This window comes from Amycolatopsis sp. NBC_00348 (assembly GCF_036114655.1).
Classification (GTDB): Bacteria; Actinomycetota; Actinomycetes; order Mycobacteriales; family Pseudonocardiaceae; genus Amycolatopsis.
This window is the reverse complement of record NZ_CP107994.1, coordinates 6,621,448-6,633,901: the sequence shown is the minus strand read 5'-3', so window position 1 is coordinate 6,633,901 and position 12,454 is coordinate 6,621,448. Positions and strand designations below refer to the sequence as shown.

Genomic DNA, 12,454 nt, shown 5'->3' with positions numbered 1-12,454 from the left:
CCTCGATGGCGCGGGACATCTCGACAGTCGGAGTGGTCGGCCTCGGCACGATGGGGGCCGGTATCGCCGAAGTGCTCGCGCGCAGCGGCCTCGACGTCATCACGGTCGAGCTGGACGAGACGGGCGTCGCGCGCGGCCGGGGGCACCTGGAGCACTCGACCGAGCGCGCCCTGTCCGGCGGAAAGCTCGACGAAGCCGGCCGCGAGGCCTTGCTGGGCCGGATCCGGTACAGCACCACGCTCTCGGATCTGTCCGAAGTGGACCTCGTGGTCGAGGCGATCCCGGAGAGCCTGGCGGCCAAGGCCGACGTCTTCACGCAGCTGGACAAGGTCACCCGGCCGGAGGTCGTGTTCGCGTCCAACACGTCCTCGCTCTCGATCACCGAGATCGGCGTGCACACCGCGCGCCCCGGCAAGGTCGTCGGCATGCACTTCTTCAACCCGGCGCCGGTGCAGAAGCTCGTCGAGATCGTGAAGACCGTGGTCACCGAGCCGGAGGTGGTCACCGACGTCGTCGCGTTCGCCGAGCGGCTGGGCAAGGTGCCGGTGGTGATCGGCGACCGGGCCGGGTTCATCGCGAACGCGCTGCTGTTCGGCTACCTGAACCACGCGGTGCGGACGTACGAGCAGCGCTACGCCACGCGCGAGGACCTCGACGCCGCGATGCGCTTCGGCTGCGGCTACCCGATGGGCCCGCTCGCGCTGCTCGACCTGATCGGGCTGGACACCGCGAACGAGATCCTCGACACGATGTACCACCAGTCCCGCAACCGGCTGCACGCGCCGGCGCCGCTGCTCAAGCAGATGATCACCGCGGGCCTGCTCGGCCGCAAGACCGGCCGCGGCTTCTACACCTACGACGCGCCGGACTCGCCGAACGTGGTCGCGGACGCCACGGCGACGTCCACTGTGGACGGTGTCGCGCCGCGGCCGGTCGCGAAGGTCGGCGTGGTCGGCACCGGCACGATGGCCACCGGCATCGCGGAGGTCTTCGCGAAGCGCGGCCTCGACGTCGTGCTGCGGGCCCGGAGCCTGGAGAAGGCCCAGGCTTCCGTGGCGAAGGTGAAGAAGTCGCTCGACAAGGCCGTGGTGAAGGGCAGGCTGTCCGAAGAGGACGCGGCGCTGGCCTTGGGGAGGATCACCCCGGTCACCGACTTCGACGCCCTGGCCGACGTCGACCTGGTCGTCGAGGCGGTGGCCGAGGAACTTTCGGTGAAGCAGGCGGTGTTCGCGGCCTTGGACGAGGTCGTCCGCCCCGGCGCCGTCCTGGCCACGACGACGTCCTCCCTGCCGGTGATCGAGTGCGCCGCGGCGACTTCGCGGCCGGGTGATGTGGTCGGTCTCCACTTCTTCAACCCGGCCCCGGTGATGAAGCTGGTGGAGGTCGTGTCGACGATCGCCACGGCCCCGGACGTCGTCGCCACGGCCAGCGCGGTCTGCCAGGCGGTCGGCAAGCACGCCGTCCACTGCGGCGACCGCGCGGGCTTCATCGTCAACGCGCTGTTGTTCCCGTACCTCAACGACGCCGTGAAGATGCTGGAGGCGCACTACGCCGGCGCCGACGACATCGACACGGCGATGAAGGTCGGCTGCGGCCTGCCGATGGGCCCGTTCGAGCTGCTGGACGTCGTCGGCCTCGACGTCTCCCTGGCCATCCAGCGGACGCTCTACAACGAGTTCCGCGAGGAAGGCTTCGCGCCCGCGCCGCTGCTGGAGCACCTGGTCACCGCCGGCCGGCTGGGGCGGAAGACCGGGAAGGGCTTCAAGGACTACTGATCAGCCACCCAGGCTGAGCGCGACGTTGCCGTCGCGCGCGTCCTGCGGCGTCACCATGGTCCGGCCGCGGTGGGCGACCTCGACCAGGTAGATCTGCTCGCCAGCGGGGACGCTCTGCGCGGACAGGGAGAACACGCAGGTGCCCATGCCCGCCGGCCGTCCGGTGCCGAGCGCGCCCCGGGAGAGCACGCTGCCGGCGGCGTCGTAGACCGTGACCGCGGCGCCACCGGCGATGTCCGCGTAGCCGCCGGAGCCGACGCACGTGCCGAAGCCGTCCCCGCCGCTGGTCAACGTGAAGGTGCCACGGAGGTCGAACGTGTCCCCGGACGGGCCCGCGGGACCGCCGGAACCGGCCAGGCCGAGGCCGGCCCACAGCGCGCCGACCAGCGCCGCGCCGCCCGTGGCCGCGAGCAGCAGACGCCACGGGCTGGTCCGGTACCCGGGCCGAGCCGGTGCGGCCGCTGGCGCGCCGGGATCCGGTTGGTACAGGTCGGTCATCGGGACACCTCCGGTCGGCACGATCGGCGGGTCCGTTCGTGCGAAGGAGGTCGTCCGGAAGATGACGCCCGTTACCTCGGGGCCCGGATCGTGCTCGGTTGGCGCAACGCTCGCCAGTGCCCGGTTCCGGGGCTGCTGGCCGCTACCGGTAGTACCCCTCGACCGGCACACGGGCCTCGTCGAACAGCGCGGGGCCGTCGAGCTTGTGACCGCCCCAGGTGACCGGCGGCCGCAGGGTGAGGAACTGCTCGGTCGACAGCGCGTAGACGACCCGGCCGAGCCCGGACCGCTCGATCGCGCCGGCGCACATCCCGCACGGCTGGGTGCTGGTGAACATCGTGGTCGTCGCCGCGACCTCCGGGGCCAGGTGCTGCGCCGCCCAGCGGGCGAGCTTCAGCTCGGGGTGCGCCGTGATGTCGTCGTCGGTGATCGAGGTGTTGCGGTCCTCGGCCAGCACGGTGCCGTCGGCGTCCGCCAGCAGGGAGCCGAACGGCGGGTTGCCGTGCACCTCACGCGCTTCGCGGGCCAGCTCGATCGCCCGCCGCAGCAGGGTTTCCTCGGTGTCGTTCACAGTTTCTCCTTCCAGGACGCGGCAATCACCGCGAGGTCTCGCCAAGCCACCTCCGGGTGGAGGGTTTCGGCCGGGTCGGCGTCGAACGGGTCGAGCACGACGGTGTCGGCACCCAGGTCCCGCAACCGCGCCAGGTCGTCGAGGACCTGGTCGAGCGTGCCCTCGCCGGCGCGCCGGTCCGGCCCGGTCACCGGCGCGTTCGTCAGCCGCAGCAGGATCCGTGGCGCGAACGCGGGCACCGGCCGGTCGCCGGCCAGGGTTGTCAAGCGCCCCAACCCTTCCCGGAACCCGGCCATGGTCAGCCGCAACGGGTGCCACGCGTCGCCGAGTTCGATCGCCCGGCGCAGCCCGGCGTCGCTGCTCCCGCCGAGCCAGAGCGGGATCGGGCCCGCGCGGTAGTCGTCGTGTTCGGCCCAGGCCGCGCGGATCGCCCGCAGGTACTCGGTGGTGAGCTTCCCGCGCTGCTCGAACGGGACGCCCAGCGCGTCGAACTCCTGCTTCGCCCAGCCGATGCCGGCGCCGAGCACGAGCCGGCCGCCGCTGAGCTGGTCGAGGTTCGCCGCCATCCGGGCGACCAGCAGGGGGTGGCGGTACGGCACGACCAGCACGGTGGTGCCCAGGCGCACCCGCGTCGTGACGCCGGCCAGCCACGACAGCGTCGTGAACGGCTCGTAGAACGGCGCCGGGTACTGCGCCGCGACGTCGGGCGTGATCGCGACGTGATCGGACACCATCAGCAGGTCGTAGCCGAGGCCTTCGACGGTCTGCGCCCACGAGCGCAGTGCGCCGGGATCCGTGCCGGGGCCGAAGTTGGGGACGTTCACGCCGATCTTCACCCACCAAGGCTAACGAGGGGAAACCCCTGATCGGAAGGGATCGGCCACGGCGTTCGCCGGCTTCGGCCGTGGATCTCGCGGTATATTCGCCGGATGATCGAGAGTCTCGATCCGACCGACTGGGCCATCCTGGTCGAGCTCCAGCGTGACGCCCGGCTGCCCCTCACCGAGCTGGGCCGCCGGGTGAACCTCAGCGCGTCCGCGACCACCGAACGCCTCCGCCGTCTCGAGGCCACCGGCGTGATCACCGGGTACCGCGCGGACATCGACCTCGGCAAGGTCGGGTACGCGGTGCTCGCCGTCGTCCGGCTCAAGTACCCGGGCAGCCGCCACGAGCCGCTGCACAAGCTGCTGGCCGAGCGCTTCGAGATCCTCGAATGCGTGCGCACCACCGGCGACGACTGCTACACGCTCAAGGTCGCCGCGGCCTCGATGGCCCACCTCGAGCGCACGATGGACGAGCTGGCCCAGTTCGGCAGCACGACTACGAGCATCGTCTACAGCCAGACGCTGCCCTACCGAGGACCGCAGGAGCCCGCCCGTGACCTCGACTCCTGACCGGATCGTCGTCTACGGCGTCACCGGCTCGGGCAAGTCGACGCTCGCCGCGCGGATCGCCGAGCGCACCGGCCTGCCGTACCACTCCGTGGACGACCTGACCTGGCAGCCGGGCTGGGTCCAGGTGCCCGACGAAGAGCAGCGCCGCCGCATCGCGGAGGTCTGCGCGGGGGAGCGCTGGGTCCTCGACGCCGCGTACAGCCGGTGGAAGGACGTGGTGCTGCCCCGCACCCAGCTCATCGTGGGTCTCGACTACCCGCGCGGGCTTTCGCTGGGCCGCCTGCTGCGCCGGACGGCCGTGCGGTCGGTGACCCGTGAGCGGATCTGCAACGGCAACGTCGAGTCGTTCCGCCAGATGTTCTCCGCCGACTCGATCATCCGCTGGCACTTCGCGTCGTTCGCGCGGAAGCGGGCGACCATCCGGGGCTGGGCCGCCGAACCGCCGTGCCCCTCGGTCCTCCGCATGACGTCCCCGCGCCAGACACGCCGCTGGCTCGAGACACTCTGACGTCAAGCACCGGGTGGCAGCAGGGGGCCACCGCTCCAGTGCTGGAACACCAGGTTCGTGTGGACGCGGGCGACCTCGTCGCGGGCGGTCAGCTCGTCGAGCACCAGCCGTTGCAGCTCGCCGGCGGAGCTGGTGGCGACGTGCGCGAGGAAGTCGTCCGGCCCGGTCAGGTGGTAGACCGCGCGCACCTCGGGCAGGGACAGCAGGTGCTCGATGAACGGGTCCACCAGCGGCCGCCGGTGCGGGCGCACCTGGACGAACAGGAACGCCTCCAGCGGCCGCCCGAGCTTCGCCGCGTCGACCGACGCGTGCTGCCCGGTGATCACGCCGGTGTCCCGCAGCCGCGCCACCCGGTCCAGGCACGTCGACGGCGCCAGGCCGACCGCGGCAGCGAGGTCCTTGTTGGTGATCCGGGCGTCGTTCTGCAGCAGGCGCAGAATGTCAAGATCAACCGGACTGAGTTCGACATTCTCGGACATCGGCGAATGATATCCGAGACTGTTGCCTTCGATCCGGTGAAAGATCGAGCATGCTCGTATGACTTCCGCCCTGCGCACCCGCGCTGTCCACGCCGGCCGTGACGACCTCACGGACCTCGGCGTGCACGCCGTGCCGCTCGACCTGTCCACGACCTACCCGTCACGGGACAGCGCCGGCGAAGCCGCCCGGATCGACGAGTTCGCCGCCGGCGGCGAGGTGGCCGGCCCGCCGATCTACGGCCGGGTGGGCAACCCGACCGTCGAGCGGTTCGAGCGGGCCCTGGCCGAGCTCGAAGGGTTCGACCACGGCGTCGCGTTCGCCAGCGGCATGGCCGCGGTGTCCGCGTGCCTGCTTTCCGCGGTGGCGCAAGGGAAACGTCACGTCGTCGCCGTGCGCCCGCTGTACGGCTGCAGTGACCACCTGCTCCAGTCGGGACTGCTCGGCACCGAGGTCACCTGGGCCGCGCCGGACGCCGTCGCCGCCGCGCTGCGGCCCGACACCGGCCTGGTGTTCGTCGAGACCCCGGCGAACCCGACGCTCGCCGAGGTCGACATCGCCGCGCTGGCTCTCGCGTGCGGGGACGTGCCGCTGGTGGTGGACAACACTTTCGCGACGCCGGTGCTGCAGCGCCCGGGCCGCCACGGCGCCCGGATCGTGCTGCACAGCGCGACGAAGTTCCTCGGCGGCCACGGCGACGTGATGGGCGGGATCGTCGCGTGCGACGCCGAGGAAGCCGCCCGGCTGCGGCAGATCCGCTTCGCCACCGGTGGCGTGCTGCACCCGCTCGCCGGATATCTGTTGCTGCGTGGGCTTTCCACGTTGCCGCTGCGGGTCGGCGCGGCGTCCGCGACGGCAGCGACGCTGGCCGAGCGGTTCGCCGCCCACCCGGCCGTGACGAAGGTGCACTACCCGCGGCTCGGCGGCCCGCTGGTGGCGTTCGAGGTCGACGGCGACCCGCACGCCCTGATCGGTGCCGTCCGGCTGATCACGCCCGCCGTCAGCCTGGGCAGCGTCGACACGCTGATCCAGCACCCGGGGTCGATCAGCCACCGGATCGTCGACGCCGGCGACCGCCACGACGCCGGCGTGTCCGAGCAGCTCGTCCGGCTCTCGGCCGGGCTCGAAGACGTCGAGGACCTCTGGCACGACCTCGACCAGGCGCTGAAGGCGCTCTGAGGCCGGTCAGCCGCAGCAGCCGCCACCACAGCACCCGCCGCCACCGGCCGGGGCCGCGGGACCACCCGCGGCTCCGGTGAGGGCGACCGTCGTGAGCAGCTTGACGGTGTCCGCGTGGCCCTCCGGGCAAGCGGCCGGCGCGCCGGACTCGCCCATCGGGCGCAGGAGCTCGAAGGTCTCGGTGCACTCGCGGCAGCGGTAGGCGTAGGTCGGCATGCGGCGATTATCGCCGGGCGGGCCCCCGGATGGGAAGGTGGGCGCGTGCAGCCCCCTTCGCTCGCCGACGTCGCGCACCTCGGCCAAGTCGTCCCATCCCTGCTCGCCGCGCTCGGGGTGCCCGGGTGCGCGAACACGCTGGACCTGCCGGCGTCGCGGAGCGCGGCGGTGCTGCTGATCGACGGGCTCGGCTGGGAACTGCTGACCGAGCACGCCGCGGACGCCCCGGTGCTGACCGAGCTCGCCCGGCGGACGTTGCGCGTGGGCTTCCCGTCGACCACCGCCGCCGGGGTGGCCGCGATCGGGACGGGCCTCGCGTCCGGTGAGCACGGGATGGTCGGCTACACCTTCGAGATGCCGGGCGTCGGCGTGCTCAACGCGTTGCGCTGGCGCAGCCACGAGGACGGCGGCGACCTTCGCGGCGCGCTCCCGCCGCGTGAGGTGCAGCCGCTGCCGACGACGTTCGAGCTCGCCGCCGCGGCCGGGATCGACGCGGCCGTCGTGTCGTCCGCGCAGTTCGCCGACTCCGCGCTGACCCGCGCCACCCAGAGCGGCGCGCGTTACGCCGGGGTGCACGCGCTCGGCGACCTCGCCGCCCGGACGTTGTCGGTGCTCGCCGGACGGGCCTTTTGCTACGCCTACCACAGTGAACTCGACCTGCTCGGGCACGTGTACGGCCCGGGTTCGAACGCGTGGCGGATGCAGCTGCGCCAGGTCGACCGGCTCGTGGAGTCCCTTGTGGACGGTCTGCCGGCCGGTGCCCTGCTCGCCGTGGTGGCCGACCACGGCATGGTCACCGTCGAGGACAAGCTCGACCTCGAGGACGTGCCGGAGCTGCTGGCGGGTGTCCGGACGTTCGGGGGCGAGGTCCGGGCCCGGCACGTCTACACCGAGCCGGGTGCCACCGCCGACGTGCTCGCCGCCTGGCGGGCGGTGGTGGGCGAGCGGGCCTGGGTGCGTTCGCGGGCGGAGGCCGTCGCCGAGGGGTGGTTCGGTCCCACCGTCAGCGACCGGGTGCTGCCGCGGATCGGCGACGTCGTCGTGGCGGCCCGCGGGCGGTTCGGGATGGTGCGCGGGCTGGCCGAGGCCGTGGAGACGTCGCTGGTCGGGCAGCACGGTTCGCTGACCACCGCCGAGCAGCTCGTGCCGCTGGCGATCGCCCAGGGGTGACGGCCGCCAGGTCGCGTACCTGGGCGGACGGCTCGCGTGCCCGGAGGGTCGGTTCGCGTACCTGGAGGGTCGACTCGCGTGCCTGGGCGGTCGGTTCGCGTGCCTGGAGGGGCGGCTCGCGTGCTTCGGCGGGAATCTCGCGTGACTGAGGGGGCATCTCGCGTGATGGGAGGGGCATCACGCGTGATCGGGGCGCCGGCACGTGTGATCGGGAGGTCGACACGGGGTGGGTGGGCGCTCACGCGGGTGCGCGGTGGTGGGTGGGGTGCGGTTACCGTTTGGGCGTGCCTCGACGCAACCGTCCCGGCCACCGCTCGGACGGTGGGCCGCCCGAGCGGGAGATCGGTGCTGCCACCGGGTGGGCCCGTGCCGAAGCCGGGAGCGACGGCGAGTGGCTGGTCCGGACGGTGCCCGGCGCGCAGGCCACGAAGTTCTACCGCTGCCCCGGCTGCGACCACGAGATCCGGCCGGGCACGCCGCACCTCGTCGTCTGGCCCGCCGACGAGACCGGCTCCGTCGCCGACCGGCGGCACTGGCACCGGCCCTGCTGGGACGCCCGCGCCCGGCGCCGCCCGCAGCGCCGCCGGTGATCCGCTTCTCTCTGGAGTTGTCAAACAACGCCCGGCTCAGCGCCGGTAGTGCCGGGACAACGCGCCTTCGTACGCTTCCTCCGTGTACTCGGTGAAGCCGAGCCGCTCGGCCACCCGCAGCGACGGCTTGTTGTCCACGTTCACACTGGCCAGCACCGGCAGGGACGCCTGCTCGCGGGCGCACCACTCCAGGACCGCGGCCCCGGCCTCGACCGCGTAACCCTTGCCCCACGCGGACGGCCGGAACCGGTAGCCGAGGTTGAGCACCTTCTCGCCGTGGAACTCGCGCAGCCGCACGCCGCACACGCCGATGACCTCCTTGCCGCCCGGTTCGGTCACCGCCAGGTAGCCGAAGCCCCGCTCGGCCCAGTGCGCCAGCCAGGCCGTGAACATCTCCGACGCCCGCGCGACGCCGGGTGGGTCGGGGTTGAAGCGGTTGGTGCGCGGGTCGGTGTGGATGTCGACCATCGCCTGCCGGTCCGCCTCGTGGAGCGGACGCAGGTGCAGCCGGTCGGTTTCGATGTCGGTGAACACGTCGGCGAAGCTAGCGCGGGGGTCCGACAAAATGACGCGCATGACCGAACTGCCGCTGGTCCTCCTCCACGCCTTTCCCCTGGACGCCCGCATGTGGAACGCGGTGCGCGAGCCTCTCGCTTCACACCTTCGGGTGATCACTCCGGACCAGCGCGGGCTCGGTCGCTCGCCGCTGCCGGAGTCCGGCCGCGAACCCAGCCTCGACGACGCCGCGCGCGACGTCGTCGCCCTGCTCGACCGGCTGGACCTGGACCGCGTGGTGCTCGGCGGCTGCTCGATGGGCGGCTACCTCGCGATGGCCGTGCTCCGGCTGGCGCCGGACCGGGTCGGCGGGCTCGTCCTCATCGACACCAAGGCCACGCCCGACACCCCCGAGGCCGCGCAGAGCCGCCTCGACGTCGCGGTGCGCGTCGAACAGGAAGGCACCGCGGGCTGGCTGGCCGAGGCGAACCTGCCGAACCTGCTGGCCGAGTCGACGCGCGAGGAGCGGCCTGACGTCGTCGAAACCGTCCGGGAGATCATCGAATCCCAGCCGCCCGCCGGGATCTCGTGGACCGCGCTGGCGTTGCGGACCCGGCCGGACTCGCTTGGCCTCCTGCGGGACGCCGGTGTCCCGGCGCTGGTCGTCGTGGGCGAGGAAGACCCCATCACACCTGTCGCGGCGGCGAGCGCGATGGTCGAGGCCATGCCCGGCTCCACGCTCGTGGTGCTGCCCGGTGCCGGCCACCTGACCCCGCTCGAGGACCCGGCGGGCGTCGTCGAAGCGATCCTCTCCTGGTACCCGGCGACTCACGAGAAGTAGGCGGCGAGTGCTTCGCGCGCTTCGGGAAGCCGGTGCGGGAACCGCTTCGCGATGATGAAGCGCCACGCGACGGCGAAGAGTTCGCGCAGCTCTGTACAAGCTTCAGTAGGGACGTCAGCCCCGCCCGGATAGGCGGCCGAATACTCCGGACCGCCTTGGCGGGCCAGGATCCCCAGGTCCCAGCCGAGCGGCCCGCGCCAGGTGTCCTCGAAGTCGAGCCAGCACGGCCCGGCCTCGGTGGCGATCAGGTTGCCGGGGTGCGCGTCGCCGTGCAGCGGCTGCACGGCGACGTCCGGCAGGGCGGCCTCGATCCGGGCGGCCTCGGCCCGCAGCCGCGGTGCCGCGCCGTCCATCATGTCGCCGTGGCGGGCGAGCATCCGTTCGAGGTCGTCGAGCGGACCGCGCCGGGGCAGTTCGCCCGGATACTCCCGCAGTGCCGCGTGCACCCGGGCGAGCGAACCCGCGACGACGTCCGGTGCGTACCGGTGGTCCGGATCGTGCGGTGTGTGGTGCCAGAGCGTGACCGGGAGGCCGTCCGCGAAATGCGGTCCGGCCGGGGGATCCGCGGCCGGTGAGACGACGAGCACACCACGTTCGGTGAGGAAGCGGGAGACGGCGACGTCGCGGGCCAGCCAGGGCGCCGGCGCCGGCCGGGCGAGCAGCGTCGTCGCCGGCACGCGCGCGACCAGCGGACCCAGCCTCACCAGCACGTTCGACCGCGCGTGCAGGACCTCCGGCGAGTGCTCCGGCAGGCCGAGCCGGGCGGTCACCGTGCGGGCCGCGCGCACCGCCGCGCGGGTGAACTCGTCGGCCATGCGCCGATCTTGCCAGCCGGTGCGCGCGACTGTCGGTAGCGAGGGCTACGATCCCCCTAAGCCGCCGGACCGGGCCTTCCCGGGCCCTGGCGGCGCGACGATGACCACCACAAGGTTTCAAGTGTTGGAGGCAGGAGTGACGGCCGTAGCCCCCAAGCCGATCGCGACGCGCCCGTATCCCGCGCGCGAGTCGGTCAAGGGTTCGTACCTGCTGCGGTTGTTCCGCACGACGGACCACAAGCAGATCGGGATCATGTACCTGGTCACGTCGTTCGCCTTCTTCATGGCGGGCGGCGCGATGGCCATGCTCATCCGTACCGAGCTGGCGCGACCCGGGCAGCAGTTCCTTTCGCAGGAGCAGTACAACCAGCTCTTCACCATGCACGGCACGGTGATGCTGCTGCTGTACGCGACGCCGATCCTCTTCGGGTTCGCGAACTTCATCCTCCCGCTGCAGATCGGTTCGCCGGACGTCGCCTTCCCGCGGCTGAACGCGTTCTCCTACTGGCTGTACCTCTTCGGCGGCCTGATCGTGCTGTCAGGCTTCCTGACGCCGGGTGGCGCCGCCGACTTCGGCTGGTTCGCCTACACCCCGCTGTCGGACGCGATCCACTCGCCGGGCGTCGGCGCGGACCTGTGGATCTCGGGCCTGGTGGTCTCCGGTCTGGGCACCATCCTCGGCGCGGTCAACATGGTCACCACCGTGGTCTGCCTGCGCGCGCCGGGCATGACGATGTACCGGATGCCGATCTTCACCTGGAACATCCTGGTGACGTCGATCCTGATCCTGCTCGCCTTCCCGATCCTGACCGCGGCCCTGATGGGCCTGCTGGCGGACCGGCATCTGGGGGCACACGTCTTCGACCCCGAAAACGGCGGCGTGATCCTCTGGCAGCACCTGTTCTGGTTCTTCGGCCATCCAGAGGTCTACATCGTCGCGCTACCGTTCTTCGGGATCGTGTCGGAGATCTTCCCGGTCTTCAGCCGCAAGCCGATGTTCGGGTACAAGAGCCTGGTGTGGGCGACGCTGGCCATCGCGGCGCTGTCGGTCGCGGTGTGGGCGCACCACATGTACGCCACCGGCGCCGTGTTGCTGCCGTTCTTCTCCTTCATGACGTTCCTGATCGCGGTCCCGACCGGCGTGAAGTTCTTCAACTGGATCGGCACGATGTGGAAGGGCCAGCTGTCCTTCGAGACGCCGATGATCTTCTCGATGGGCTTCATCGTCACGTTCCTCTTCGGCGGCCTGACCGGCATCCTGCTGGCCGCGCCGGCGATCGACTTCCACGTGTCGGACAGCTACTTCGTCGTCGCGCACTTCCACTACGTGCTCTACGGCACGATCGTGTTCGCCACCTTCGCCGGCATCTACTTCTGGTTCCCGAAGATCACGGGACGGATGATGGACGAGAAGCTCGGCAAGTGGCACTTCTGGACCACGTTCATCGGCTTCCACGGCACGTTCCTCGTCCAGCACTGGCTGGGCGCGGAAGGCATGCCGCGGCGGTACGCGGACTACCTGACCAGTGACGGCTTCACGACGCTGAACACGATTTCCACGATCGGCGCGTACATCCTCGGTGCCTCGACGCTGCCGTTCATCTGGAACGTCTTCAAGAGCTACCGGTACGGCGAGATCGTCACGGTGGACGACCCGTGGGGCTACGGCAACTCGCTCGAGTGGGCGACGTCCTGCCCGCCGCCGCGGCACAACTTCACCGAGCTGCCCCGGATCCGGTCCGAGCGGCCGGCGTTCGAGCTGCACTACCCGCACATGATCGAGCGCCTCCACAAGGAGGGCGAGATCGGCTTCTTCGGCAAGCAGAAGCTGAACAGCCACGGGTCGGCGCCGTCGCAGGTGCTCACCGAGGCCGTCATGCCGGGTGACCACAGCAAGGACAACTCGGGCGAGCAGTAAGACACCC

General features: G+C 71.6%; 15 protein-coding genes. 8 read left to right on the top strand and 7 right to left on the bottom strand.

From position 1 onward, the window contains the following. The first annotated feature begins 5 nt into the window (after window positions 1-5). Window positions 6-1,775, top strand: a complete 1,770-nt coding sequence (locus OHS58_RS28775; RefSeq protein WP_328644637.1) for a 3-hydroxyacyl-CoA dehydrogenase family protein — start codon at window positions 6-8, stop codon at window positions 1,773-1,775. Here the strand turns inward: OHS58_RS28775 and OHS58_RS28770 are convergent, their stop codons facing one another. The 3 genes from OHS58_RS28770 to OHS58_RS28760 form a co-directional block, all read right to left on the bottom strand. Then, window positions 1,776-2,273, bottom strand: a complete 498-nt coding sequence (locus OHS58_RS28770) for a hypothetical protein (protein ID WP_328644636.1) — start codon at window positions 2,271-2,273, stop codon at window positions 1,776-1,778. It abuts the gene before it with no gap. A gap of 142 nt (window positions 2,274-2,415) precedes the next feature. After that, window positions 2,416-2,844: a nucleoside deaminase gene (locus OHS58_RS28765; RefSeq protein WP_328644635.1), complete on the bottom strand. Its 429-nt coding sequence runs from the start codon at window positions 2,842-2,844 to the stop codon at window positions 2,416-2,418. Beyond that, window positions 2,841-3,680 (bottom strand): LLM class flavin-dependent oxidoreductase, encoded by an 840-nt coding sequence (locus OHS58_RS28760; protein ID WP_328644634.1) that lies wholly within the window; start codon window positions 3,678-3,680, stop codon window positions 2,841-2,843. Before OHS58_RS28760 ends, OHS58_RS28765 begins: the two co-directional genes overlap by 4 nt. A gap of 93 nt (window positions 3,681-3,773) precedes the next feature. Between OHS58_RS28760 and OHS58_RS28755 the strand changes: the two genes are divergently transcribed. After that, complete coding sequence (locus OHS58_RS28755) at window positions 3,774-4,238, top strand: Lrp/AsnC family transcriptional regulator (protein WP_328644633.1); 465 nt, start codon at window positions 3,774-3,776, stop codon at window positions 4,236-4,238. Further along, on the top strand, window positions 4,222-4,746 hold the full coding sequence (locus OHS58_RS28750) for an adenylate kinase (protein WP_328644632.1): 525 nt from the start codon (window positions 4,222-4,224) through the stop codon (window positions 4,744-4,746). The genes OHS58_RS28755 and OHS58_RS28750 overlap by 17 nt, the downstream gene beginning before the upstream one ends. A 2-nt stretch (window positions 4,747-4,748) precedes the next feature. On the opposite strand, the gene OHS58_RS28745 is transcribed toward OHS58_RS28750, so the two are convergent. Beyond that, window positions 4,749-5,225, bottom strand: coding sequence for an Lrp/AsnC family transcriptional regulator (locus tag OHS58_RS28745; RefSeq protein ID WP_326944101.1), 477 nt, complete (start codon window positions 5,223-5,225; stop codon window positions 4,749-4,751). A 58-nt stretch (window positions 5,226-5,283) separates the two neighbouring features. Here OHS58_RS28745 and OHS58_RS28740 point away from each other — a divergent pair, with 58 nt between their 5' ends. Beyond that, window positions 5,284-6,402: a trans-sulfuration enzyme family protein gene (locus tag OHS58_RS28740; RefSeq protein WP_328644631.1), complete on the top strand. Its 1,119-nt coding sequence runs from the start codon at window positions 5,284-5,286 to the stop codon at window positions 6,400-6,402. Window positions 6,403-6,408: 6 nt separating this feature from the next. Here the strand turns inward: OHS58_RS28740 and OHS58_RS28735 are convergent, their stop codons facing one another. After that, the gene (locus OHS58_RS28735) at window positions 6,409-6,618 is read right to left on the bottom strand and encodes an FmdB family zinc ribbon protein (RefSeq protein ID WP_328644630.1); all 210 of its coding nucleotides are present in this window, start codon (window positions 6,616-6,618) and stop codon (window positions 6,409-6,411) included. A gap of 45 nt (window positions 6,619-6,663) precedes the next feature. On the opposite strand from OHS58_RS28735, the gene OHS58_RS28730 reads away from it, so the two are divergent. Then, on the top strand, window positions 6,664-7,788 hold the full coding sequence (locus OHS58_RS28730) for an alkaline phosphatase family protein (protein ID WP_328644629.1): 1,125 nt from the start codon (window positions 6,664-6,666) through the stop codon (window positions 7,786-7,788). Between the two features lie 284 nt (window positions 7,789-8,072). Further along, entirely contained in the window at window positions 8,073-8,378 is a 306-nt protein-coding gene (locus OHS58_RS28725; RefSeq protein ID WP_247057039.1) for a hypothetical protein, read from the top strand. A 36-nt stretch (window positions 8,379-8,414) separates the two neighbouring features. Here OHS58_RS28725 and OHS58_RS28720 read toward each other — a convergent pair whose 3' ends face one another. Beyond that, entirely contained in the window at window positions 8,415-8,954 is a 540-nt protein-coding gene (locus OHS58_RS28720; RefSeq protein WP_328644628.1) for a GNAT family N-acetyltransferase, read from the bottom strand. Between OHS58_RS28720 and OHS58_RS28715 the strand changes: the two genes are divergently transcribed. Next, window positions 8,953-9,714 (top strand): alpha/beta fold hydrolase, encoded by a 762-nt coding sequence (locus OHS58_RS28715; protein WP_328644627.1) that lies wholly within the window; start codon window positions 8,953-8,955, stop codon window positions 9,712-9,714. The two genes, OHS58_RS28720 and OHS58_RS28715, sit on opposite strands and share 2 nt — an antisense overlap. On the opposite strand, the gene OHS58_RS28710 is transcribed toward OHS58_RS28715, so the two are convergent. Beyond that, entirely contained in the window at window positions 9,702-10,529 is an 828-nt protein-coding gene (locus OHS58_RS28710) for a phosphotransferase (protein WP_328644626.1), read from the bottom strand. The two genes, OHS58_RS28715 and OHS58_RS28710, sit on opposite strands and share 13 nt — an antisense overlap. A 136-nt stretch (window positions 10,530-10,665) precedes the next feature. Between OHS58_RS28710 and ctaD the strand changes: the two genes are divergently transcribed. Continuing rightward, the gene (ctaD, locus tag OHS58_RS28705) at window positions 10,666-12,447 is read left to right on the top strand and encodes an aa3-type cytochrome oxidase subunit I (RefSeq protein WP_247057030.1); all 1,782 of its coding nucleotides are present in this window, start codon (window positions 10,666-10,668) and stop codon (window positions 12,445-12,447) included. Window positions 12,448-12,454 lie beyond the last annotated feature (7 nt).

Coding starts and splice junctions, on each gene's coding strand:
- OHS58_RS28775 (WP_328644637.1), top strand. CDS start 6: ATGGCGCGGGACATCTCGACAGTCGGAGTGGTCGGCCTCGGCACGATG.
- OHS58_RS28715 (WP_328644627.1), top strand. CDS start 8,953: ATGACCGAACTGCCGCTGGTCCTCCTCCACGCCTTTCCCCTGGACGCC.
- OHS58_RS28720 (WP_328644628.1), bottom strand. CDS start 8,954: ATGCGCGTCATTTTGTCGGACCCCCGCGCTAGCTTCGCCGACGTGTTC.
- OHS58_RS28745 (WP_326944101.1), bottom strand. CDS start 5,225: ATGTCCGAGAATGTCGAACTCAGTCCGGTTGATCTTGACATTCTGCGC.
- OHS58_RS28755 (WP_328644633.1), top strand. CDS start 3,774: ATGATCGAGAGTCTCGATCCGACCGACTGGGCCATCCTGGTCGAGCTC.
- OHS58_RS28710 (WP_328644626.1), bottom strand. CDS start 10,529: ATGGCCGACGAGTTCACCCGCGCGGCGGTGCGCGCGGCCCGCACGGTG.
- OHS58_RS28770 (WP_328644636.1), bottom strand. CDS start 2,273: ATGACCGACCTGTACCAACCGGATCCCGGCGCGCCAGCGGCCGCACCG.
- OHS58_RS28735 (WP_328644630.1), bottom strand. CDS start 6,618: ATGCCGACCTACGCCTACCGCTGCCGCGAGTGCACCGAGACCTTCGAG.
- OHS58_RS28740 (WP_328644631.1), top strand. CDS start 5,284: ATGACTTCCGCCCTGCGCACCCGCGCTGTCCACGCCGGCCGTGACGAC.